The organism is Peribacillus sp. ACCC06369, assembly GCF_030348945.1.
Classification (GTDB): Bacteria; Bacillota; Bacilli; order Bacillales; family DSM-1321; genus Peribacillus.
In genome coordinates this window covers 12,943-37,296 of the sequence record NZ_JAUCEN010000001.1, presented here as the reverse complement: position 1 = coordinate 37,296, position 24,354 = coordinate 12,943, and the positions used below count along the sequence as shown (strand labels likewise).

Below are 24,354 nucleotides of genomic sequence, written 5' to 3'. Positions count from 1 at the left end.
ACCACTTATCCTATCCTGCGTCTTTCACTTAAATAAGTTTAACAATCAAATACTCACATCAACATAAATATCAAACACCACTTTAACAAAAGAAATACCAGATCATTTATATACCTACCCATATTCATGGAGCATGATATGTTTGGATGGAATATCTTCAAAAAAAATAAGCATTGTTAAAATGCTTATTTTGCGTTTAACCACTCTTTCATTTTATCTAAGCTGACTGTATATGGACGCTTAATTAAATTCCTTTCATATCGGGACAAGGTACTATGGGATATTCCCATTTCCTTAGCAGCCTCTAAAATGCTTAATCCCCGGTCGATTCTTTCCTTATTAATCGTCTCAGGGGAAACCTGTTTTTCTTCAACCATCTCCCTAGTTGCAACAGCCTCCCTGTCCGTCATACCCTTCAACATAGTTAATAAATTTTCTGTGTCATAGTCCTGATCCTCAATCAATAATAAATCCTGGTAATCTTCCATTCCCGTGATTTCATTAGGTGGGATGATTTGGACACGAGCCTTTAACCAGGTGTTAGCGAACCAATTTCTCTCCTGCTCTATTTGCTTCTCAAGATTGTTTTCCTTATAGCTCCAACCTTTAATTATTCCATCTTGCTGCAGAGTATCCAATATTTCTTCAAATTGTTCCTTAATCCTTGAACCATATCTCGGGTTCACGTCCAAATCCATGACTTTTAAAAGACCTTTATCTCCCCCGATAAGATAAGCCCTAAGATAATCCGCACTCTTCTGGCGAATTCTCCATTGCCAGGACAAGTACCTGGATAACCGTTTATGGTACTTTTGCTTAATTGGATGGTATTCGAGAGTCTTTAATGCAAGAAGCCCACTGCTTCTTTGGGAACCGTACAAGAAGTTGGCAAGCAATTCCCCCGGGCGAATGCTACATTCATAAATACCAATCGGGTTATCCCCCCGGTAGGCTACAGTCACGCTATCCACCAAAAACAAGGGATTGAACTGCACTTGTCCAATTTCTTCAAAATCTCCCTGATCCTCATTGATGAACCTCAAATTCTCTTTTTCAATTCTGATCCATATCGTTGTGAGTGCGGCCAATCTTTTCATGATATCATCGCGCTCTTTTTTCCGGTAAGACATTTGGTAGCCGTCTAAATCTTCCTTCCTCCCTTGCAATCTCCTTAAATTCAAAGCGTCATCTGTATGGAAATGAATCATTTGGTCCTTATGAGTAGCCTGTTGCATCCAAAGAATAGAGACAATATCAAAAATGTCTGCGGTTAAGTCATCCATCGACGTGATAGCTTGAGAGGTGAGGTTTTTCCATTGTTCAATGGCTACATTCGATTTCATCATCAGATAATCATTTTCTGCCCTAACTTGAGCCGTCGCCTCTAACGCTCTTTCCGCAATTCTTGCAGTAGGAATCTCAGTAGCAATGTCGAATTCATTTTTACTGATGGTCTCCCTTAATTTGTGAAATAACAAGGCCGAACCGGACTCGGCAAAATTTTGATTCAACAGGGCATTTATCACTTCCCTGTTGTTAGACTTTGGAGAACTGGGTGAATTCTCTTCTTCTACTGTCTGTATGTATGGAAGTACAAAATTTCTAATTTCTTCTATGTAATCATCGACCCATTGTTCCATATTCTCGAATTTCAATTCATAATCTTTCACCAAGCTATCCAAAATCACAAAAAATGCTTTTAATGTTTGGCTAGGCTGGTAATCATCTTGACCTGACATAAGATGATTGATATCCATTTTCCAATCAACATAGATTTGAGGATAATCTGGAAAAACCGTTTTCATGACATTCAAAAATTTAGTTTGCAGGGTTTGTATCATTATTCTTTAACCCACCCTTCTTTTATTGACTCTTGGTATTCAATTGCGTACTGTTGGATGTAATCTTGAAAAACCACTGTTTCCAAAATACCCAAATCATGCAGAATGCTAATTGACTCAAAAGAAAGAAACTGAACAATCGGTTTTTTTTCCAGGATGGCATTTTTCAACTGTTGGACGTCCTTTTCCTGATAAAGGATAAAATTTCCCATCTGTTCTTTGATGTCGTTAGGGGAATAGCTGGTATCTTTAAAAGGTTGATTATGCGTACATTCATAGACCATCTCCCCTTTTATATAATAAGTCCTGACACTAAAATCTTTCCCAGCTTTATAAAATTCGATTTGTTTTCGAAACCAAATGGGGCCACTATATAAATGGACCACTGGTTTAGGAAGCACGCCACGCAGTTGATAGGTGGAAACCTTTCTCCGATCCCATCCGAGAATTTCCCCCACCTCTTTAACTCCAACTAAAAAATCCATATCTGTTCCCCTTTTAATCTAGTAATATGGTAATTATGAGTGAGCAGTGTTGCTTTTGTCAACATACGCTTTAAAAGAGCAACTTCTTTTAGTTTTGACGTTTGCTTTCACAATATGCACCATAAACTTCTTCTCTGTACCAGCCTAACTCTATTGCTGGGCATCTTGACAGCTTATCATGTTTTCACTTTGACGTTTCCTCTCACAATATGCACAAGTCTCTTTGTATGGATTTTCTTTTCACTAAAATCTATAACTTTCGGTGCTATTTTGCACATCCCACTTTAAAACCCAGCTACCTTCACAAGAGAAGATTAGTTGGGTTTCGCTATTATTTACGTCCAATCACTAAGCTGATTTTGTGCAACTTCTGCAGTGAATACGGTCAGTAAATAGCCTATTAATCAATCTAAAATAACTGTTTGTGACTCATAACTAGAAAAGTCCTTTTGTATCAATAATTGATAATGCGTAAAGGAGCTATTGAACAATAACAGCTAATTGTTATGCATTATAGGGCGCGCGTTTGTGAATTAACTAAAGTCTAAATTCTCAGTGTTGTAAGCTAGAGATTGGGCTTTTAATATTGGGGGAAAATGCCGTTCCCTTATTCATTTAGAGACTTAATCCACCATAAATTATTAAATGGATCTACAAATCCTGCCTATGCTAAGGAAATTGCCCTTAACTCTCTTCAAAACATTGATAATGTGTTAGTTGAGCAAATACGAGGTATTTCCTATTTGCATAATCTTTTTGAGGTCTTGTCAAACAAAAAAAAAAGTAGATATAATCTTGATTAAGCAACAGCAATTGTACACGGTTTGTTATTCGTGCAAAATAAATATAAAAGTTACAACCAAATCCTTACGTGAATTTTTATTTCCTTCTGTTCAATAAAAGGGAACATGACCGGATACTTGCACACGTTGTTGTGGAAGTTTTTAAATTTTCGTTCCATTATAGATGATCAGTTTTTTGATGAAAATACGGTTATATCAGCATTTCTTTCAACTCTATCATTTAAGGGACGTTTCCTTTTTCAATGTGCACACCTTTATATGGTTTACATCTATTCTTTCATTTGACGTTTCCTCTCACAATGTGCACACCTTTATATGGAATTGCATCTATTCTTTCATTTGACGTTTCCTCTCACAATGCGCACACCATTATATGGGATTGCAACTATTCTTTCATTTGACGTTTCCTCTCACAATGCGCACACCATTATATGAGATTACATCTATTCTTTCATTTTTTTTGACATTTCCTCTCACAGTGCGCACACCATTATATGGGTTTGCATCTATTCTTTTCGATATGACGTTTGCTCTCACAATGCGCACAATGATAAGGGGATACAGGTTTATCTCCCGTTAACAAAACATCTTATAAACTCGAATCAGCTTGCACATTTCATACATCCATAATAAGCTGTGCAACTTTTTCCCGTTTGACGTTTCCTTTCACAATGTGCACAATTCCCTATATTTAATCTGAAATTTTTAAATGCATTTTGATAAACATCCTTTTACACCCCTACATTACCAACAAAAATTTCAGCCAAAATTTAGAACACCACTCAAAATAGTGCCAAATTAATCTCTTTTTGTTCTAAAATGATTAAAATGACGTTTGCTCTCACACAAACTTGCACACATTTCTGTGCAAGTTTTTTTATTCATGCCCATTTTTGGATGGGCTATTTTATAAAAACATTGATATATCAACGTTTTTCCGAATCCCCTCCCCTATAAATCCATGACGTTTCCTTTCACACCATGCACAAACGTTGTGAAAAAATGACGTTTGCTCTCACACAAAATTTTTTAGAGTTTTTTTCAACCCCTTGCCCCCCAAGGGATGAGCACCCGTTGTGCAACTTTGAAAATCCCTTAATAAAGGACACCATTTCCTGTTTTTCCATTCTGCTATAATTTAAACTAGAAAAATAGGCGAGAGGAGTGCCAAAAAATGAAAGAATCTAGAATAAGAATCCATGGTTTTAGAATGCATCACGCTATCTTAAAAGAATTCCATTTTCTTCGTGATCAGTCATTTGAGCGCCCTCCTGCTTCTGCCTATGTCGTATATATGACCATGCTAAATCAATTACACGTAGAACAAAACCAACGAGGCATGCTTAAGGAATATAACCTTTCTTACTGGGCAAAGAAACTTGGAATTTCTTATTCTACCCTATGGGGAGGAAGAAAGTTCTTAGAAGATCATCATTTTGTGAAAGAGGAAATCCACGAAGGGTTACCTGTTATCGTGTTAAAAGATGTTGAAAAGTATAATACACCTGAACTTAATGGTGTATCCCTCAACTACCTAATCATACCGCATGCCCTTTTTGAAACGAATATTTTAGCAGAATTCGTACGTACCTCCAACCCGGAAGGAATTGAACTTCTCTTATCCTTACTAAACCAGTTCCGGACTGGTCTGTCTTTCAGCAAGACAGGTGAAATGGAGAAAATCAAACAAGAACGGACTATGAAGACACTTAAACTTCAACTAAACAAAAATGCAAAAGGGGTTCGTAAAACTTTAAGCGTTTTAGAAGCTCTATTTTCCATCGAATTTACAGGGGTGGAGATTCGTGGCAAGCAAATATGGATAAAAAAAGCCTCCTTTTCCTTGAAGCCGGAATGTGTGGAAGAAAACACGGATGAATTCAATGTCAACTCACTCATGTCGAAACTATCCAAGGAGCTCACCTACTTCTTTGATGGGCATCAAATTAAATTTAAACCAAGGGACCAAATCGATGTCATGATTTCCTATAAACAGGAAGTAATGAATAAACTGAACTATCTTATGGATGAGGACTATGAAAGCTTCACCATACGTGATCGATTCATAAAAAATTTCTTTTTACAAACAATGGATCAGATAGGAATTCATATACATACAGAAAAACAACGAAAAGGGTCTTTCCATTTCTACTCGATTGGCGCCTTTTTCAGAATGGCCTTTAGAAAGTACCTTCCTGGGGCCTTAAAAAAGATTCCTTATGAATTAATCCATGAAGCCAAAATCAAAGAATACACCAAAACCGGCCAAACGCCAGAGCTGCACGGTGTAATTTAATAGCTTAACCAGCCGTGTGAAAAAATAGGATATTCACAGGGCTATTCGAATTTACTCCAAAAAAGCAGAAAAGCATTTACTTATAACAAAAGTCTTTCCTTCCCACATCTGCAACAGTTTTTGGCAGATTTATTGAGAAGGATTTTTTTTTACGTCTATTTGTTTCCGAATGTTGCCTTGTGTAATAGTGGATATTATAAATATGATACTGTGTATTTGTGAATAGTTTAAAAAAAGGCCTGTGTAAATGTGACTTCTTTTGCATTCTATATGTGGGAACGTGGAAACTCTGTTCTAGCAACACTTAAGAATGGCTAGAACTCTTGTGCCTCAAGGGATATACCTAACAATTGAAAATTGCCTATTAGTTCTGTTTCTTTTATTAAATTTGTTTTCTCTTATTAAATATGCTTTTTTATTAAATTTGTTTATTTACGAGTAAATCCCTTCTAACAGAACAATTAAATATTAGATTAATATGAAGAAATATAAATCTAAATAAACTGTCTTTTAAAAGATTACATATTTAATTTATGGCTTATTCTAATATCTTTATACAATCGCCAATAGATATCCAGAATATAGATGCTAAGCGGTGAAACGAACCCCATTCTAGAGAACCGTTCACGAAAATCGATTTTACCAATATTCTAGTTCTAAACCATCAAAAGGATACAAGTTTAGGCCCCCTTAGATGGGGCCATAAACTTGTATCCTTTTCAATTCAACGTTATTAAGGGGTAAGGTCTTCCCTTTCCCCTCTTACTTGCTATAAATGTATAGAGAGGCAATGAAAAGCCATAGACCATCCTTGATCTTCATTAAGAAAAAGGACAGAACGATGAAATGTAAAAAAGTCATTTTGCGATAAAGTGCTAAAAGTTTAGGAACAGCCAATTTTTTTCTCTAACACTTGGACCAGAAACTAATAAAAAGGAACCATTAATCTTCCATGGTTTGTTCTAGAACTTTACTTTCATTTGTTAGAAGTGCTGTTTCAGATTTTAACCTTTTCTCTAAAGCGAGTGACTCTTCTTCAATTTGGCTAATCTTCTTCCTTAGTGTTTCAATTTCTTCAAGAAACTCCACTTCTATATGGTCAGCTTTAATGTCTCGTTCATCCACCAGTATTTCAGCTTCTAAATTCAAGGTGTCTTCTGTATTTTTTTTTGCAAAAAATGAGAAAAAACCTGTATTTTTCTTTTGTTCCAAACTTTTACGTAACACATTCGCTGCTTGTCGATCCATTTTGCGATTTAACCGATGATTTTTAATCTTTTCTTCAATAACTTCAATTTGTCTTTGCCTATCAGCTATTCCCGTTCTCCGTCTTAGCAACTCCACTTCAATTAGATTGATCGTATTTTGTAGAGTAAAGGTTCTCATCATTACATTCTGCCTTCTATCAAATTCAGAGAATAATTGATCTAAGGTTTCTTCATTATATTTACTCCCTTTTGCTTTCCCGCCATTTTGTTGAGGAATCGATTTTAGCGATAACTTAACTTGGATATCAGAGATTGTTTCGCCCCTCTCAATTGCCAGTAAAGTCATATGGATTTTAAAAACGCTGAGGTACGGCAATCGTTTTTTTCTGCCCTCTACATATATCTCTAAGTATCCCTCTAGCATCCTGACGTAATACCTTAGGGTTGAATTAGCTATATGAAAGATTTTATCGGAACAATCAGTAGTTGAATACATGGCATTGGGATCTAACTCTAATATATCTTTCTTAAATAGATTGCTACTATATTCCTTATCAAGCACCAACGAAGTATATAATGCATCGTCACGAAGTGTTTCTTTAATGAAATCCTTATTAGCCTGGACTCTATTTGTCACGATAACCCTCCTCTTAACGCTAGTTTAACTATAGCTTATTTTTATCTACCTATCGCTAAGCGTCAATTTATCTATATCTATAGTTTACCTACTAGATAAAGACTAATCAACTACGTTTGCTGGCTTTAATATAAAAAAAGAAGTGAATTCAACATAAACTAATCTAATCTAGTTTATTTTAAAAAGTATTAAATGAATAAACTAGATTAGTCTAGATTAATAAGTGAATTTCTTCTTTGTAAATTAAGTTAAAACACCGATAACGTCAATTTAACGATAAACAACTGCGGCATAAAAACATTTAGCAATAATTTGCGGGGGTATATAGTTTGGAAAAGGTAGTTAAAACACCGATAACGACAACTTATCGCCAAATACTTAATGGGCATTAACCAAATATTTAATGGTTTTGAGTTAATATCTAGATTAAGATCTAGATAGCGCTAGTTTATCGATGTGAGATTAGCGCTAGAGTACCGATAACGCTAATCTAGCGCTAACTTATTATTGACTTTAATGAAAAATCTCTATATATTGGATATAAGTAGAATAGACTAAACTAGATTAGTCCAAAGGAGGAAAATCATGACAAAACTTGATTTTTTATTTAAAGAGGATTATTTAATCGCAGGAGTAGATAGTGGGAACATTTCTAATAAAATTACATATATCGATCAAAATGGAAATGTTGTTTCAATAAATATCGCGAGTATAATCGGGGAAAACGCTGAAACTACTGCCGAAGATATGCCAGATGAGAGCTCAGATAAATCTTTTCCCGATGATATGATTCTTCATTTACATATAAAAAGTAAAGCCTTACCTAAGAATCGAACAAATGCTTATTATACAGTAGGGGAATATGCTCAAATTTCAACGAATGACAAAAATAATTTAAGAGAAACCAGTAGTGATGCAAGAGATAAATTAGGGAATGAAATCCATGTAGTAACAACTTTAGCTGGATTAGCCTTAGCAGCTTGGAAGTCGGGTAAGACCGATAAGGTAGACGTACCATTGAGTTTTGGACTTCCAATAGAAGAGGCCAAACAGGCGTCTTCGGAAAAAATAAACTTGTATATGGGTGAGCATGAAATTACAGCAATAAAAGGGCCTTATAAAGGAAAAACCATAACCCTTAACATTACGGATGTTCAGCTTAATGTGGAAGGCGTAACGAGCTACTTGGCATTGGCCTTTGATTTAGTAGATGGGGAAGTGGTGGAAACCGAATTTTCATCACAAATCCATGACGAGTTTGCCATAGCTGATTTAGGAGCCGGAACATTGGATTTAGCTCTATATGATGAAAATGGTTTAAATTCAACTAAATCCACAAATCATCTGATAGGTACAAATAAATATATTGATTTAATTATGAAAGAAGCAGCAGAACTAAAGGGATTTGACAGCATACGGAGCCGTTTTGAAAGGGTGGGTAAAACACCTAAGATTTCTTTTACACGTGAAGAATTCATGAGGAAGTTCATTAAGCCAGAAATCGATAAAATGATTATAAAACCTAAATATTCTCCTGTTTTTAAAGCGACATGGCAGTCCAAAACAGCAGATATCACAAAGATTGTTGATAAATACACGAAAGAATATGCCGAAGAAGTGAAAGATAAAGTCATCCGGTATTTTGTTGATACAAACGTTGGGCAAATGATTATTGTTGGGGGAGGACTTCTCTTCGCCTATCAATACTTAGCTGAACTTAAAGATGAAGATTGTCTATTTCCTCCGAATATAGATCAAGCCAGTTTCTTTACTAGTAAGGCATATCTCTTGAAAAATATTATTGCTGAAATTGAAAAGCAATCTATTGAAGCTTGAAAATTAAAGAAATGAGAGCAACATCTTCATTTAGTTGTGATACAAGGTGGTGGTAACGTTGTCCAATAGAAAAATCACTCCAGGTCGAGGTATTCAATATACCCCAAAAACTTCGATAAAATGGGCTAATGAATTTAATGAGTTGGCAGACAGCTTTAAAAGCAGAAATGAACTTATCAGCGCGCTTATTGAAGATGGATTAAAGGTTCGGAATGGATCATATAAGGAACAAGGTATTTACCTTCCAATGGACGCCTTTGCGAATGAACAATTAGCAATTTTGAAAACAGAGGAAGGGCAGAAGATTCTTTATAATATCGTTTCTTTAATTGTCGGGAATCCCGAAGGGGCGGCGCTTGCCCAACAAATGGTGCAGCCGGTATCCCAGAAAAGTAAGCTAGCTTCCTCACCAATTAGTCTATCTGAAGGGCAAGTGAATCCTGAAGAAGATACTGATGAAGGTAAGGGTCAATCTAACGAAGCCCTTTCTAAACTATTGAAGTTGGGGAAGATGACCAATTTAAGGGGATAAATGGACCCTTTGAATTATCGCACTATTATACTTAAGAGGCTAAGGTGTTGAATTAGCCTCTTTTTTTATTCTTACTCACACTTAAATTAGGAATTATAGGCATTTGAGGGTTCCAGTGAGTGGATTGGCCTTTATAGGTGTTTAAAATTTCTTTGAGTATTATAAACTAATAAAAAAGTAAAAACGGAAAAATGGTCGTTTTAAAAGGGTTTTAAGAACCTTCAAAATTTGCACCTGTTACAATAGGGGGTTAGTTTTTCCTTATGCTCTTTTTGAAGTTATCTTAGTGTAGGGTTTACTCAAACTGTGACGTTTACTAGAGGTATCTATTTATGTATGGTTACATTTAGTTATCATGTATTATTTTGTAGAAAATTCTTTCAATTTGTGCTAGTTTTTTGTATGGTCTAATTAGGAGGTGATTTATAGTGAAAGAAAAAAGTTCCCTTTACGATTTAATTACCGGTAGAATTATTGGCTGGGTTTTATTTTGAAATAAATAAGAACATTGAAAAAGGAATCTTGACTGATGCTATGTATCATGAAATTAGATTAATGGAACAAACAGCATTAAGAAGGGGTATCTCACTTGAATACCTAAATCATAAGGGTTCTGTATAATTGAAGATGAGAAACTACTAATAGGGAACAATCATGCAACACTAAATCGTAGAATAAGAAGTCCAAAGATGTTTTCTAGTAATCCTTGGAAATGTAAGCGCTTTCTGTTATAATGAAAAAGGGTTGGATGGCATGTGTGGCTGTCATAGTATCTGGCGTAGGCGGGGCCGATACCGGAAGAGGACTTAGAGAAAACTATCCTTTTTTAGCTGAATAAAATCATACATAAACAATAAAAGTGAAAGACACCAAACCCCTTGGATCCCAAGGGGTTTATTTAATAATTCCTGTTCGGTGGGATATTAATGATACGCGTTTTGATACGATGGACGAAGAGTTGGATAAATTAGACGGGCAAGTTCTGGCACGATTAAAGAGTATAAACTCCATCAAGTACTATAACGAAAAATACCCCTGTACCAACTTTTTAGGCTGATACAAGGGCATTGGCAATAGTTGCGTTTTATTGATTTAACCTTAAGTTATTTATTACTATGCCACTGGTTGTATTTTTTATTCACATTGTTCTTAATTTGCTTTGGCATAAGAATACCCCTGCAACCAACCTTGGGAAATAGGCGGGGAACAGAGGCCATTTGCTTTACAAACTAATTTGAGAAGATCATCTATATGTATATTCCCCAACTAATGAATCTACTATTCAGGGTATCCAAATAGGGGACGTGAAGGGGACATTGATTAACATATAGTGATATCACTAAATAACTGTTTTTTAATTATCATTTAAGCCCCACATCAGCCCCACCTGATTTTTCTCAAGTGGGCTGATATTGGACTGACTATTTTTCTTATAGTAACGTTCTTATTGCATCAAAATGAATAAAAATTACTTGAAGAAAATAAAGAAGATGGATTAGTGAAAAACACTAAAATGTTTCAATACGTTGTTCGTTTCTTCTTCCGTAATGCCGATATAACGCAGGGTAACGGATGGATGAGAATGATTTAGAATCCGTTGCAGCATGGCAATAGCCTTCTGGCTTTATAAAACCAATAGCCAAACGTTTTTCGCAAAGTATGGTTGCCGACATGTTCCACGCCAGCGAACTCTGCAGCCTTATTTAGCCGCCGGTAGGCCTGAGTAGGGGTAAATGGGGCGTTCTCCCTTCCTGGACGGAAATAAATAGGGACTCTGGACGTTTTCGGCATAATCATAGACCTCTTGAAAGCAATTCGCGATATACATGTCGCGGATTTTTTGCGTTTTACCTTCCTTGACCCGGAGAATCTTGTTTTGTTTACCTTTGAGATCCAGGATCTGCTTCGTGGTGAGCTTGAGTAGGTCCCCGACACGTAGGCCGGTCTCGCAGATAAGACACGCAGGTGACACGCCCGTGTATCGAATAACACGCCAAAGGCACATCCGCACCATAGGAGACACGTCGACGTGCTTTCCATGACATGCCTGAAGAGGAGGAAGAAATCATGAAACCTGTTTTGCTTCAAGAAATTATTGAAAGAGTCAATGAAAAGGAAGAAAGTCCTCTTGATATAGCCACCTCGTACGGAGTCAGTAAAGATACCTTACGTCGTAGAATCAAAGAATCTACCGGTATCCTCATTGATAACAAGACGAAAAATTATCAGGATGAAGATAGAACTAAATCCAAAAGCTACAAGGATCCGCGGGCTTATAAAGTGAGTGATCAAGTCTGGCAACAGTTTGATGAAATCGTGGAACTTGTTCGAATGGATAAGGGAAATGCTTTGGAGATTGCTTTAGTAGACTTCATAGAGCGTTATAAATAGGAATAAAGGAAAAACTAAAATAAAAACCACAGAAGCTACCCTTTCGTGTCAGACAGCTTCTGTGGTTAGATTTAACATATTTTTTACAAAGTCGAAAAGATTATAACACCAATTTGGAAAATACATGTTTTATGTATCGGTTAATGGTTAAGATCCAACGCTATGTTCTACTGCATTCTCCCAACTAGGAAAATAATACAATGCATTTTTCATTAACTCTGGATCTGACTTCTTTACCTGTTTCTTCCTAAGTGGCTGCCCTTCTTTTTGTACTAATTGAGAAATTTGATTCACGACTTCTTCAACACTCATATTTACTTCCATTTGTTTCCTCCTTCTCACGGTTTAGTTTTATATTTTTTCCTATCTAAGAAAAATAATACATTTTTTTCAACTAAACTGCCCAGTTTGTTGAAGAAGGAGCACTAAAAAACAATAGCATTGTTGCTACCGTAAAGTACACTTTTACGAACCTACAGCTTTCATAATTAGATAAATAAAGTTGAAATAGAAAAAGCTCTAGTGGTTAATCTAGGGCTTTTTATTGATCATCTAGCAAACCCTTGCTACATCAAGGTTGTATAAAATCCTGAATATACGATAAAAAACGACTAAGAACCAAACCCCTGATACACATGGGTTTGGCTTTTTTAGCTACTTCCTAAAATTCATCCTTTGAGGTCTTCTTCAACGGGGTAGTTTAGTTTATTTTCTTAATTTAATGGACAAATTATTATTAGTTGAAATTGTGCAATGATACGTTAATACAAAATTAGGTATAAGTTTGTCAAAAAACATATAGAAGTTGGAGAGAAATGAATAGTAAAATAGAGAACTTAACAAAAAAGCTATCTGCTGCTCAAATAATTGTTTTTTATTACCTAGTAGCTGTAGTGGTTTCAACCATTTTATTGCTGCTACCTATTACTCAAAAGCAGAATGCAGAGCTCTCATTTATTGATGGAGTATTCATTTCTATTAGTGCGGTAACTGTAACAGGATTATCTCCGGCAGATGTAAGCCAGCTGCTTAGTGTTCCCGGTACGTTTATTTTTGCAATCATCCTCCAGTTTGGTGGAATTGGGATCATGGCTTTCGGAACAATACTATGGATTGCATCAGGAAAGAAAATAGGACTCAGGGCAAGAATACTTATGACAACAGAACAAAACAGCCCCACTTTTTCCGGGATTGTTCGGTTCATACGAATGATCTTCTTTTTCTTTGTCATGATTGAGCTATTAGGGGCTGTTGTATTCGATACATATTTTTTGAAGTATTTCCCAACATGGCAAGAGGCTTATTTGCAGGGTTTCTTCGCCTCTGTGTCTGCTACGACAAATGCTGGTTTTGATATCACAGGAAAATCACTGATTCCGTTCGCAGACGATTATTTTGTCCTGACCCTTAATATAGTACTCTTTATTATCGGATCCCTTGGTTTTCCGGTTTTAATGGAGGTAAGTCAGTGGCTCAGGCATAAGGGAAAGATGCCATTTCAGTTCACCTTGTTCACAAAAATTACAACCGTAACTTTTTTCATACTGATCGTAATTGGAGCCATTTTTATCAATCTGTTTCAGTACAGTCATTTCTATTCAGAAAAGACTTGGCATCAATCCTTTGTCCATTCTTTGTTTTATTCGATATCTTCAAGGACTGGCGGAATGGCGATCAGCGACATCAACCAATTTTCAGTACCTACCCTTTTGTTACTGAGTATTTTTATGTTCATAGGGGCATCCCCCAGCAGTGCTGGGGGTGGGATAAGAACCACCACGTTTGCTGTGATGCTGCTTACCATTTACAACTATGCGAAAGGGAACAGAACAATAAAAATATTCAAAAGGGAGATCGATGAGGAAGATATCATCAAGTCATTCATCGTTTTCACAACAGGTATGATTCTGTGCAGTGTGGCAGTAGTCATTCTTACATGCATTGAATCTGCCTTTTCCCTAATGGAAATTTTATTCGAAGTTTCCTCTGCTTTTGGCACTGTAGGCCTTTCGCTTGGCATTACACCGGAATTGAGTACTGCTGGGAAGGTCGTAATCATGATTTTAATGTTTATAGGGAAAATCGGGATGTTTACCTTCTTATTCAGTATGGGAGGCAAGCCAGTTAAACATGCGTATCACTATCCCAAAGAGCGCATCATTATAGGGTAAAAAAATGTACTACTGCAAAGGTAATCCAATAATAAAGGATAAAAACGGTAATCAACATACAAAAGTGCAATAATTGTATTGAAAATCCTTTTCTTCTTCAACCATCCTCCACTTATATTTAAAAGTAGACTTTTTGGGAACGGTGGAGTTTCTTCTCAAAACAGCTGTTATACGCCCGCGGGCTTTTATAGACTTTTACGGACGTCCTGGACGAAATTCTTATAGGTTGTGACAAATAGATCTGGGTAGTTCCGTGATATATAAGGAAAGCCTAATGGGGTGTTCTCCCAAATAGGGACTCTGGACATTTTTAGCATAGTCATAGACTTCCTGGAAGCAATTCGCGATATACATGTCGCGGATTTTTTGCGTTTTGCCTTCCTTGACTCGGAGAATCTTGTTTTGTTTGCCTTTGAGGTCCAGGATCTACTTCGTGGTCAACTTAAGCCACGAAGGCCGGTTTCACAGCCTAACAAACAGGATGTGAAACCGTATTTAGCAGAATACGAAACATTTACTAAATTACCAACGTTTGTATATTTGTTTATATATCTATAAGACTACATAAGGATTTGTATAGCCATGAGTTGAATACATGGTGATGTGAAGGTAATAGGATGATGTATACCGAATAAAATCAGTAAGAGGTTTAGGAGGGGATTAGATGACAACATACTTAGAACAATTCGCACGGAATCGGAGAAGAAAAGAAAAGACAGAAGTATTAACCGCACGCCTTCCAGAAAGCTTGTACTATGATTTTAAAGGTTATTGCGCCGAACTCGGTCTATCTATCAGTGAAGCTGTTTGTCTACTAGTAGAGCGTGAAATGAGTGGGAAAGTGAGAGTATCAGAAGAACTTGCAACTTCGGATGAATACAAAATGAATGATGATGTAGTCGAAATGGATACGGAAGTAGTCAAAGTGGTCGCAAGAAGAAGTAATTCAAATACAAATAGATTCATAACGACACAATGGCAGGTAAATGGACAGCTTCCATGTCCATATTGTGGTCGATGGCTGGTGTCTACTAATTTTTCTAGACATGCAAAACTACACTCAACGACTACGCTGGAAATTTTCACGAATGAGAAGTATAGGGAGAAAATCACTTCAATGATTAAGGCGAAACAAGAAGAACTAAATTAGCAACCATTGTCATTAGTTCAACTAACTTGCCCTGTTACAGTGGATTCGTACCATTTGCATTGATCGTAACATTTGCAGAGTGCAACTTGATATTTTTTATTGTCTTAAATAGTTCAAATCGTGACATGCAAATAAAGGTACGGGCATTACCATCACAGATCTTAGAAATGAAGTTGAAATTATCTTTTGTTTAGTTAGATAATTTGTTTTTAGAATACCATTAGTAGGAGAATTTATAATGAAGCCATATAAAACATGTCAGAGTTGTGGAATGCCGCTTTCTAAAGATGAATTAGGTGGAGGAACTGAAAATGACGGTAGTAAAAGTACTAAATATTGTAGTCATTGTTATGTAAATGGTGAATTTACTCAAAATATTACTGCGATAGAAATGCAAGAATTTGTTCAAAATCATTTGATGAAGAATATGAAAATGCCTAAATTTATTGCTAAATTTTTCACTAGAGGAATTCCAAAGTTAGTGCGATGGAAGTAGACAACTACTAGAAATCCAACATGCATCTCCCACCTGAAAAAAGGAGATACTAGATTTTAAAAGTATCTTCTTTGTATTTTTGAAACATTCCCGTTTTTATTAAACGATAAATATACGAATTTAAGGGCAATACTACTTACGAATTGTAGTATTGCCCTTAGTTTTTCAAATCTGAAACGACTTTATTGTCTTTATCAAAATGAGATATTATTATGTTTAAGCTATTGTTTCAATGAATTTAAAAAAAGGTTCTGATAAATTCAGGAAATATGCTTGGTCATTTTCTTACTATCAAAAGTGTTATTTTCCCTAACAATTATAATAGTGACAAATAAATTATATATATTTAGGAATAGACCTCGCTAGAATATTTTAATTTAATATATACACAAAGTGGTGGTTTGTAGATACCCATTGAATAATGTATACGTTTAGGAATTCAATATGTACGGAGTACCAAGTGTAAACAACAAAAGAGTAAAGACAAGAACATTTCTAAAGGAACTCATATGGGCCGTAAAGGAAAGGACGAGAAGGACGTTAAAAAGGCTTTGAAGCTGTATCAAGAAAGAGAATCTAATGGATTAAGTGTAAATGAGATAGCTAAAATGACAGGCGTTCCACTTTCCACTATTTACGCTAAAGCGAAAGAGGCGAGTCTTTAATAGGGGGTAGTATCAGGAAAATGCGTATTTACAATGATAAGCATTCTGATACAAGTCATATGGACATTATGAACTCTATTTTGTAGGTGATTGGATTGTGTCTAAGAAGATAACTGATACTAGATGAAATGAGAAAAAATAGTTGATTGACTTGAACAGTTTGTCCGGTTCACCCTAGATAATCGATAAACTATATTAACAAAGAGAAAAGGGGGAATTAATAAATGAGTAACATTATTACATCAGGTCCATTTGCTGTACCATTATTTATTGACGGTACTAGTAATCTACCTGTAGATCGTTTACTAATCGGACTTAAAAAGCCCACTGATGAAACTAAAACTGTTCGTGTAACAGTTGAACGGTTGCCAGATGTTGTATTCCCAACTACTGCTCCAGAAACTGTAATTCCAGGTTTCAACCGACTACAAGTAAGTCTACTCTCAGAACACTTCACGATAATAAGAATAGATACTGGTCCAGCTACTTTCCAAGGTGGTAACTGGCTTCGTGTAACCATTGAAGGTGATACAGATGAAGAAGCAGAAGGCATTGAAGTGGCATTTTTCGGTGGTAATGATGGACGTCCAACTGTGTCAATGATTTTTAAACATGAAGATTTTATCGAAGTAGATGAAGATTAACTTAGATTATATCTAACGGATCTTATGTCACGCAAAAAAAAGAGGTTGGGTACCCAACCTCTTTCATTACCGATAATATCAAAATGGAACCTGCTTAGCCTGTAATGGGCTGGGCGTTTTTACTTTTTACGGTATAGAGTAAACCATTCAGAACCTTGTAGAACCTAGTCAATTTATAGTTGCTTTACCATACTGATAGAGTAAAAATTATGATAACTTAATATGAACGGACAACAAAAAAGACATTCCCATATGTTAGTGTTTCTCAGGCACTAACGGAAATGACTTCTCCTATAACCTAGTGTTCTCACCACTAAGTTAAATTTTTAGCCCTGACGACACAGAACTAATTTGATACACCTATTATCTTCTAACTGCTGCTGAACACGAATTGGCTGCAGATTTTTTGGTTAGTCATCTTGATCGACCTTTCTTTCTTCATTCTAAACCCGGCTCCTTCCCCCTTTAAAACCTTGTTTGAATGTGCGATTTTTTTTTTTTTAGCAAAAAGAAAAAATCATAAAAAGCCAATGAAATCAATGTTCTGATTTCACGAAAATTACAATTATCATACTTTCAAAACCGAAAAGAAACATCCCCATGGTTAATCATTGGAATTTTATTATTTCGCAAATTAAATTCTATTCATGATAAGATAAAAAAATCAAATACTAGTAAGGAAGGGGGGAGTCAGTCAATTCTGGCTCTTTCCTGCCTTTATTGCCCACCCGATATTTTGGAGGTTTTGTTTTGAATGTTATCGTAAATAAATTTAAAAAAATGGGTTACAAGCATGTTTCTTTGTACGCCATCATAGCACTTTGTTTTGTCGCCTCTGTTTTCTTTGTTAATCACAATTATTCATTCTATGAACTTCCAATAGCCAAAGTCATCAAAACAAATCTGGAAAATACAACTGAATTGAATGATATGTATCAAAATGAAGATCGACTATTTACCCAGAGTATAATAGCCGAATTACAAAATGGAGAAGAAAAAGGAAAACTTATTCATTTAAAGAATGAATATTCCTCATCCGGAGCTTATGATCAAGAATATCGAGTTGGAAATGATTTATTTGTTTCGATTGATACGAAGACAGAAGAAAATTCAGAGTTAACTGGAACCATAAAAGACGTAAAGCGTGATAAATTTGTGTTGATTGTAGCATGGGTTTTTATCTTGACATTACTTATCGTTGGAAAAAAACAAGGCCTGTTTTCAATTATAAGTTTGGCAGTCAATGCCATATTGTTGTCATATGCATTAGATTTTTATTTGAATACATCAGACATTGGTTTGGTATTGATATGCAGTATAAGTATCATTCTATTTACGGTCCTTTCCCTTTTACTGGTTAACGGTTTTAATGAAAAAACATATGCAGCTATTATTGCGACACTGTTAGGGACTTTTTTATCGCTGTTCATTACTTATCTTGTTATGTGGTTAACTTCCGAACAAGGCCTTCGATATGAAGAAATGCAATTTGTCACTCGTCCTTATAAAATGGTGTTTATGGCAGGGTTATTTATCGGATCTTTAGGAGCCGTAATGGATATAGCCATTACCATGTCTTCTTCGATTTTTGGGTTATATGAAAAGAACAACCACATATCAGTAAAAGCACTTAAAACTTCAGGATTAGAGATTGGAAAAGACATTATGGGAACCATGACAAATATTTTGTTTTTTGCCTATATAAGTGGCTCCATACCTATGATTATTTTGTATTTGAAAAATGCTTCTGCATTGGGATTTACCCTTTCCATGAATCTTACATTGGAGTTGGCCCGTGCCCTAGCTGGGGGTATTGGAATCGTGTTAACTATTCCGATAGGTCTATATATTTCTATTTTTTTCATTAATCGAAAGAGGGAAAGATAATGAATGTATTAGTGTTGCTAGCGTTCATATTATTAATATTGATGATCTTGATAGGTGGAAAAAAAGGAGCACGTTCATTTTTTGCTTTTTTTCTAAATTTTGGTGTGGTACTTTTCACCATCATTTTTATGACAAATCCAAATAATGATCCGTATATCGTAACATTGATTGCATGTACGGTGATTAGTTATATTAATTTATTTTTTATTAACGAAGTGAACAGTACAACAAAAACAGCATTCATTTCTACTATTATCACGATTGTTATTGTCCTCTTTTTTATTGTTCTTGTGACTGAAAATGCGATGATACAAGGTTTTGGTGAGGAAGAAATAGAAGAGCTTAGCATCTTTTCCCTATATATTGGAGTAGATTTTGTTAAAATTGGAGCTTCAGTAATTATTATGAGTACTATTGGCGCCATTATCGATACAGCCATGGCCATTTCATCTCCCATGCGAGAAATGTTTCATCACAATCCATCCATTAGCAAGAAAGATTTATTTACATTTGGATTAAGTATGGGGAGGGATATCTTAGGAACAACTACGAATACATTATTTTTTGCCTTCTTTGGTGGCTATTTGGCATTGCTGATATGGTTTAAGGATTTATCCTATTCTGTTGGAGAAATCGTAAACTCAAAAATATTTAGTGCTGAAATGATCACTATATTTTGTGCTGGAACAGGTGTAGCCTTGATAATTCCTATAACTGCCTTGATTACTGCTTATTTTTTAGTGAAAACAAGAGAAAATAAAGAGAAAGTTATATAGGTTTCATGGCAAACAGGCTTATAAGCACTCATTTATATAAGAGGAATAAGTCTTGATGGTGTTCCCTAATAGCATTGCAAAGAGTATCCATCTGGTCTGTTTAATCCTCTTTACGGAGGGAGGTAAGTTTAGTTTTGCTAGCCTTCAATAAGGGCCATTATATGAATACAGATAGAAGAATGAGGCTGCCAATTGGCGGCCTTTTGTATGACTGTTTATAAAATCATACATCCAGTGTTTACTATCTTTTTTTTATAAGTTAATTCTCTGATAAACAATAAAACCCTTGGAGAAAATACCCAAATATTTTATTGTCTCTTTTTTCAATGAAAAGTAGTGTTTCTAATGATTCTATATAACTTCAATTAAAGGACGTTTGATTTCCACCAAGTCTTTTTGAAGGAATGTTAAGCCTGGGTACTGTAAATGATCCAGCATCAACAGCAAAGTGATTAATAAACAGGTCAGGATCGCCAGGATGTTCAACTCTTAATTCATAATGGAAGGGAACTACCGGGATATTACGCGTTTCTAGTCGGTTAGGTAGTATCGTTGCAGTCAGGGTAGTTGCGGCAGGACTTCCAGTGTTCCAGTTGATAATCTGGAATCTAATAGTTTGAGTAGTCGTACTAAGGTTAACTAGTTCTATATGGGCTGCTGCTTGTCCTACAGCTGTGTTTAATACTCCTGTAGAAAGAATCTCAAATTGCTCCGAAGAGCTACTTTCTTCGTGACTCATATATAGCCCATCCTTTTTATATAATCATTAGTTGTGGAGACTATTCTTTTTAAGTCTAAAAAACAATGTAATATAGCATATTATTTATTATCAAAAAGGACACGGTTTTTGTTTACTACCCTTAGCACATTTTGTATAAGGGTATAGCCAGCAAATCCCCAAAAATCACGTTTTACAGTCACATAGGCTTTCACATAAGGGTTAAATCTTGCAAAAATATCAAGTACTCATTCAATCTATCTAGTAACCTACTTTCCTTCTATATCATTACTGATTTCTTCATTTATCCGAATATTCCTTGAAGTCCACCCTTTTATAGCAAATTGAGCCTCACTTGCTAAGTTATGATTCACGTACCCCAGGGAGATAATCCCAAAGCTTTTGTAGACCCAGCGTCTATTATGAAAGCTGCTCTTTATTGAGCAGCTTTCCAGGTGTAATCGCTGGTTCCCTGTAGGTTGTATGAGCTCATATAGGTACTTATCTATGTTTTGTTTCCCAATCAAAATTAATTTCTTTATCATCCCAAGGTATTCTTTTCTCATCTGGTTGGGAGGGGTTATACGACTTTGTCGTACAATACAGAACTGTTGCTGGATTTTCACCAAGCACGCGGTAACCGTGAGCTACACCTTTGGGAATAAGTAAAATACTAGGATTATTTTCGCCCATATAATAAACATTGGTTTCACCCTTGGTAGCAGAGTGTTCTCTTAAATCATATAAAACAACTTGAGCATTACCTGATGGGATAAACCAAAGGTCATCTTGCTCTTCATGGTAGTGAAATGCTTTGATGACGCCTGGATAAGATGTAGTCCATGAAAGTTGACCAAAATGAGATAAAAGATGGTCATCATCTCTTACCACTTCTGCAAAAAATCCTCTATCATCACAATGCTTAATCAATTTCTTAGAAATGACACCTTCAATGGCCATTTTCATCAACTTCCTTTTTTAAGTATTCATGTAATCCTTCTTTCCAATTTCGCAAAGAGATCCCATTGGAATTCAACTTTTTTTGACTTAAAACCGAATACATGGGTCTGGGTGTTTTAAGACCGTATTCTTCCGTAGAAACAGGGATGACTACAGTTTGTGAGTTTAAGAATGTTACAATTTCGGTGGCAAACTCAAACCAGCTGCAACTTCCAGAGTTTGTGACATGATAAATGCCATGCGGTTTTGTTAGTAGTTTATTAATCGCTATTCCAAGGTCTTTCGTGTAAGTAGGACAACCATATTGGTCTTGAACAACACGGATTTCTTGTGAATGACGGGCTAACTTTTTAATGGTATTGACGAAATTTTTCCCCTCATGTCCGTATAACCATGACGTTCTAATGATCGTGGTATTTTCATTAGCAGTTAGTGCTAAAGCTTCGCCTAGTAGTTTGCTTTTTCCATAAATCGTTTGGGGGTCAGGAGTATCCTCTTCTTCATAAGGTTCACTTTTTTCTCCTTCAAATACATAGTCCGTACTAATATGAAAAAACTTCGCTTTTTTTTCCTTTGCTTCACTCGCTAGATAATAAGGTCCAATTCCATTAATTAAATAAGCTTGATCTATATCCGTTTCGCAAAGGTCAACTTGTGTAAAGGCTGCAGTATTAATAAGATAATCCGGCTGGATTTTCTCAATCACTTCTTTTATTTTCGTACGGTTCGTAATATCTAATTGTTGTTTAGTATATGGATATACCACATAGCCTTCCTCTTTAAATATCTGAATGAGTTCTTTTCCTAATTGGCCGCCTGCACCTGTAATGACAATCTTCATGGGGGAGTACCTTTAAATTTGTTCATGTGCCATCGCACTGTTTTTTCTAACGATTGATCAAAATAAGAGGTTTGTTTCCAGCCTAACTCGTTTTGTAACTTGGAAGAATCAATGGCATATCTTCGGTCATGACCTTTTCTGTCTTCAACAAATTCAATCAAGTGTTCAGGCTTGCCCATTATTCCCAAAATTTGTTTTACGACATCGATATTTTTTCTTTCATTTCCGCCACCAATATTATAAACTTCACCCCATTTTCCTTTTTCAAGAATAAGGGAAATTGCTTTACAATGATCTTCTACAAACAGCCAATCTCTTATTTGTAGACCATCCCCATAAACAGGGATTTTATGGTTGTGTAGCGCGCTATACACAATGGTAGGGATGAATTTTTCCATATTTTGAAAAGGACCAAAATTATTACTGCATCTTGTCGTTATTAAAGGTAATTTAAAGGTCTCATTGTAAGAGCGCACCAATAAATCTGAGCTTGCTTTTGTAGCTGAATAGGGATTGTTAGGTGAAAGAGGGGATTCTTCTGTGAATGGTTGTTGAATCGGGCTTAAAGTACCATATACTTCGTCTGTGGAAATATGGATCATTTTTTTAGCCTGGCCCTTGATTAATAGTTGTAATAATTGATAAGTACCGACAATATTTGTTTGTATGAATTTATCTGCATTTTGAATACTGTTATCAACATGGGACTCAGCGGCAAAATGAATAATGGCTTCATAATTTTGATCCATTACAGCTTCCATATCTTCCTCATTAACAATACTTCCCTTAATAAAGCGTAATCTAGAATCAGATGTTAAGGTGCGTATCTCTTCAGGATGACTTGCATACGTAAGAGAATCGATAACGGTTATATTGTATGAAGTATTTTTTAGCAAATAGTGAACAAAGTTGAGACCGATGAAACCAGCCCCACCTGTAACTAGAAGATTCATAGTTGCCTCCTTTCATCAAACACTGTTAATTTTCTATTAATCTTACAAGGTATTGCCCATATTCATTTTTCTCTAATGGTTTAGCTAAGGCAAGAAGTTGTTGTGATGAAATAAATCCTTTTCGAAAGGCAATTTCTTCTATACAAGCAATTTGAACGTTTTGCCGGCTTTGAATGGTTTGAATATATAAAGAAGCGTCAAGAAGTGATTCATGAGTACCAGTATCTAACCAGCTAAATCCTCTATCCAATAACTCAACATTCAGCTGGTTTTTCTTGAGGTAACATTCATTCACCGAAGTAATTTCATATTCTCCACGAGCAGATTTCTTAATACTCTTGGCGATATCAACAACGCTATTATCATAAAAATAAAGTCCTGTAATGGCATAATTTGATTTAGGCGTGAAGGGTTTTTCTTCCAAAGAGATCACTTTCCGATTTTTATCAAATTCTACAACACCAAATCGTTCAGGATCTTTAACACGATAGCCGAATATCGTTGCACCGTTTTGTCGAGTAACGACTTCTTCTAGTGTTTTAGTGAAATTATGTCCATAAAAAATATTGTCCCCTAATATTAAAGATACAGAATCTTTTCCTATAAAATCCTCTCCTATAATAAAAGCCTGTGCGATACCATCCGGTTTTTCCTGTGATATATAACTAATTTTGATTCCTAATTGTGACCCATCACCTAATAAACTTTTAAAACGAGGTGTATCAATAGGTGTAGAAATGACTAAGATATCTTTAATTCCAGCGAGCATTAGCACGGACAATGGATAATAAATTAAGGGTTTATCATAAACAGGTAATAGCTGTTTTGAGACAACCTTCGTTAACGGATATAATCTAGTGCCATATCCACCAGCTAATATGATTCCTTTCATTATTATTCACCTCCCCAAATAGTATGATGTAAAAGACAAAATGAATTGAATTTTTATATTATCAGTTTCGGAACTTCTCGGAAATTAATCCTTTTCATCATATGCGCCAAGATTGTTTCTGTGTAAATGAAGTACGATATTAAATGATGTATATGGATTTCTTACGATATCG

At 35.6% G+C, this 24,354-nt stretch carries 19 protein-coding genes and 2 pseudogenes; 11 read left to right on the top strand and 10 right to left on the bottom strand.

The genetic code is table 11. From position 1 onward, the window contains the following. Positions 1-185 precede the first annotated feature (185 nt). The gene (locus QUF78_RS00155; RefSeq protein ID WP_289323161.1) at positions 186-1,841 is read right to left on the bottom strand and encodes a helix-turn-helix domain-containing protein; all 1,656 of its coding nucleotides are present in this window, start codon (positions 1,839-1,841) and stop codon (positions 186-188) included. Then, positions 1,841-2,326: a hypothetical protein gene (locus tag QUF78_RS00150; protein ID WP_289323160.1), complete on the bottom strand. Its 486-nt coding sequence runs from the start codon at positions 2,324-2,326 to the stop codon at positions 1,841-1,843. The genes QUF78_RS00155 and QUF78_RS00150 overlap by 1 nt, the downstream gene beginning before the upstream one ends. 1,977 nt (positions 2,327-4,303) lie before the next feature. Between QUF78_RS00150 and QUF78_RS00145 the strand changes: the two genes are divergently transcribed. Continuing rightward, a complete protein-coding gene (locus QUF78_RS00145) occupies positions 4,304-5,425 on the top strand; it encodes a hypothetical protein (RefSeq protein ID WP_289323159.1) in 1,122 nt (373 codons plus the stop codon). A gap of 942 nt (positions 5,426-6,367) precedes the next feature. Here QUF78_RS00145 and QUF78_RS00140 read toward each other — a convergent pair. Beyond that, the gene (locus tag QUF78_RS00140; RefSeq protein WP_289323158.1) at positions 6,368-7,270 is read right to left on the bottom strand and encodes a hypothetical protein; all 903 of its coding nucleotides are present in this window, start codon (positions 7,268-7,270) and stop codon (positions 6,368-6,370) included. Between the two features lie 585 nt (positions 7,271-7,855). Here QUF78_RS00140 and QUF78_RS00135 point away from each other — a divergent pair. Both QUF78_RS00135 and QUF78_RS00130 read left to right on the top strand, forming a co-directional pair. After that, the gene (locus tag QUF78_RS00135; protein WP_289323157.1) at positions 7,856-9,106 is read left to right on the top strand and encodes a ParM/StbA family protein; all 1,251 of its coding nucleotides are present in this window, start codon (positions 7,856-7,858) and stop codon (positions 9,104-9,106) included. A gap of 58 nt (positions 9,107-9,164) precedes the next feature. After that, positions 9,165-9,638: a hypothetical protein gene (locus tag QUF78_RS00130; RefSeq protein ID WP_289323156.1), complete on the top strand. Its 474-nt coding sequence runs from the start codon at positions 9,165-9,167 to the stop codon at positions 9,636-9,638. A 1,495-nt stretch (positions 9,639-11,133) separates the two neighbouring features. On the opposite strand, the pseudogene QUF78_RS00125 reads toward QUF78_RS00130, so the two are convergent. After that, positions 11,134-11,589 (bottom strand): annotated as a pseudogene (locus QUF78_RS00125) (tyrosine-type recombinase/integrase); the annotation flags it as partial. Positions 11,590-11,705: 116 nt separating this feature from the next. Here QUF78_RS00125 and QUF78_RS00120 point away from each other — a divergent pair. Beyond that, positions 11,706-12,029: a hypothetical protein gene (locus tag QUF78_RS00120; protein ID WP_289323155.1), complete on the top strand. Its 324-nt coding sequence runs from the start codon at positions 11,706-11,708 to the stop codon at positions 12,027-12,029. A gap of 147 nt (positions 12,030-12,176) precedes the next feature. Here the strand turns inward: QUF78_RS00120 and QUF78_RS00115 are convergent, their stop codons facing one another. Further along, on the bottom strand, positions 12,177-12,353 hold the full coding sequence (locus QUF78_RS00115; protein ID WP_289323154.1) for a hypothetical protein: 177 nt from the start codon (positions 12,351-12,353) through the stop codon (positions 12,177-12,179). 491 nt (positions 12,354-12,844) lie between these two features. Between QUF78_RS00115 and QUF78_RS00110 the strand changes: the two genes are divergently transcribed. The 7 genes and pseudogenes from QUF78_RS00110 to QUF78_RS00080 all read left to right on the top strand — a co-directional run bounded on the left by QUF78_RS00110 (position 12,845) and on the right by QUF78_RS00080 (position 19,818). After that, the gene (locus QUF78_RS00110; RefSeq protein ID WP_289323153.1) at positions 12,845-14,200 is read left to right on the top strand and encodes a TrkH family potassium uptake protein; all 1,356 of its coding nucleotides are present in this window, start codon (positions 12,845-12,847) and stop codon (positions 14,198-14,200) included. A 664-nt stretch (positions 14,201-14,864) separates the two neighbouring features. Then, on the top strand, positions 14,865-15,350 hold the full coding sequence (locus tag QUF78_RS00105) for a hypothetical protein (protein ID WP_289323152.1): 486 nt from the start codon (positions 14,865-14,867) through the stop codon (positions 15,348-15,350). 238 nt (positions 15,351-15,588) lie between these two features. Next, positions 15,589-15,846 carry a zinc ribbon domain-containing protein gene (locus QUF78_RS00100; protein ID WP_289323151.1) on the top strand — a complete coding sequence of 86 codons (258 nt, stop codon included), beginning with the start codon at positions 15,589-15,591 and terminating at the stop codon, positions 15,844-15,846. 500 nt (positions 15,847-16,346) lie between these two features. Beyond that, positions 16,347-16,511, top strand: a pseudogene (locus QUF78_RS00095) (recombinase family protein); the annotation flags it as partial. A 224-nt stretch (positions 16,512-16,735) separates the two neighbouring features. Continuing rightward, on the top strand, positions 16,736-17,155 hold the full coding sequence (locus QUF78_RS00090; RefSeq protein ID WP_289323149.1) for a hypothetical protein: 420 nt from the start codon (positions 16,736-16,738) through the stop codon (positions 17,153-17,155). 750 nt (positions 17,156-17,905) lie between these two features. Next, positions 17,906-19,042: a YibE/F family protein gene (locus QUF78_RS00085; protein ID WP_483313816.1), complete on the top strand. Its 1,137-nt coding sequence runs from the start codon at positions 17,906-17,908 to the stop codon at positions 19,040-19,042. Further along, positions 19,042-19,818, top strand: a complete 777-nt coding sequence (locus QUF78_RS00080) for a YibE/F family protein (protein WP_289323148.1) — start codon at positions 19,042-19,044, stop codon at positions 19,816-19,818. Before QUF78_RS00085 ends, QUF78_RS00080 begins: the two co-directional genes overlap by 1 nt. Before the next feature lie 361 nt (positions 19,819-20,179). On the opposite strand, the gene QUF78_RS00075 is transcribed toward QUF78_RS00080, so the two are convergent. From QUF78_RS00075 to rfbA, 5 genes are all read right to left on the bottom strand, one after another. Next, positions 20,180-20,557 carry a hypothetical protein gene (locus tag QUF78_RS00075; RefSeq protein WP_289323147.1) on the bottom strand — a complete coding sequence of 126 codons (378 nt, stop codon included), beginning with the start codon at positions 20,555-20,557 and terminating at the stop codon, positions 20,180-20,182. A 480-nt stretch (positions 20,558-21,037) separates the two neighbouring features. Then, positions 21,038-21,496, bottom strand: coding sequence for a dTDP-4-dehydrorhamnose 3,5-epimerase family protein (locus QUF78_RS00070; protein ID WP_289323146.1), 459 nt, complete (start codon positions 21,494-21,496; stop codon positions 21,038-21,040). Further along, entirely contained in the window at positions 21,486-22,337 is an 852-nt protein-coding gene (gene rfbD, locus QUF78_RS00065; RefSeq protein ID WP_289323145.1) for a dTDP-4-dehydrorhamnose reductase, read from the bottom strand. Before rfbD ends, QUF78_RS00070 begins: the two co-directional genes overlap by 11 nt. Next, positions 22,334-23,290 carry a dTDP-glucose 4,6-dehydratase gene (rfbB, locus tag QUF78_RS00060; protein ID WP_289323144.1) on the bottom strand — a complete coding sequence of 319 codons (957 nt, stop codon included), beginning with the start codon at positions 23,288-23,290 and terminating at the stop codon, positions 22,334-22,336. Before rfbB ends, rfbD begins: the two co-directional genes overlap by 4 nt. 25 nt (positions 23,291-23,315) lie before the next feature. Next, positions 23,316-24,182, bottom strand: a complete 867-nt coding sequence (gene rfbA, locus QUF78_RS00055) for a glucose-1-phosphate thymidylyltransferase RfbA (protein ID WP_289323143.1) — start codon at positions 24,180-24,182, stop codon at positions 23,316-23,318. Between the last annotated feature and the right edge of the window lie 172 nt (positions 24,183-24,354).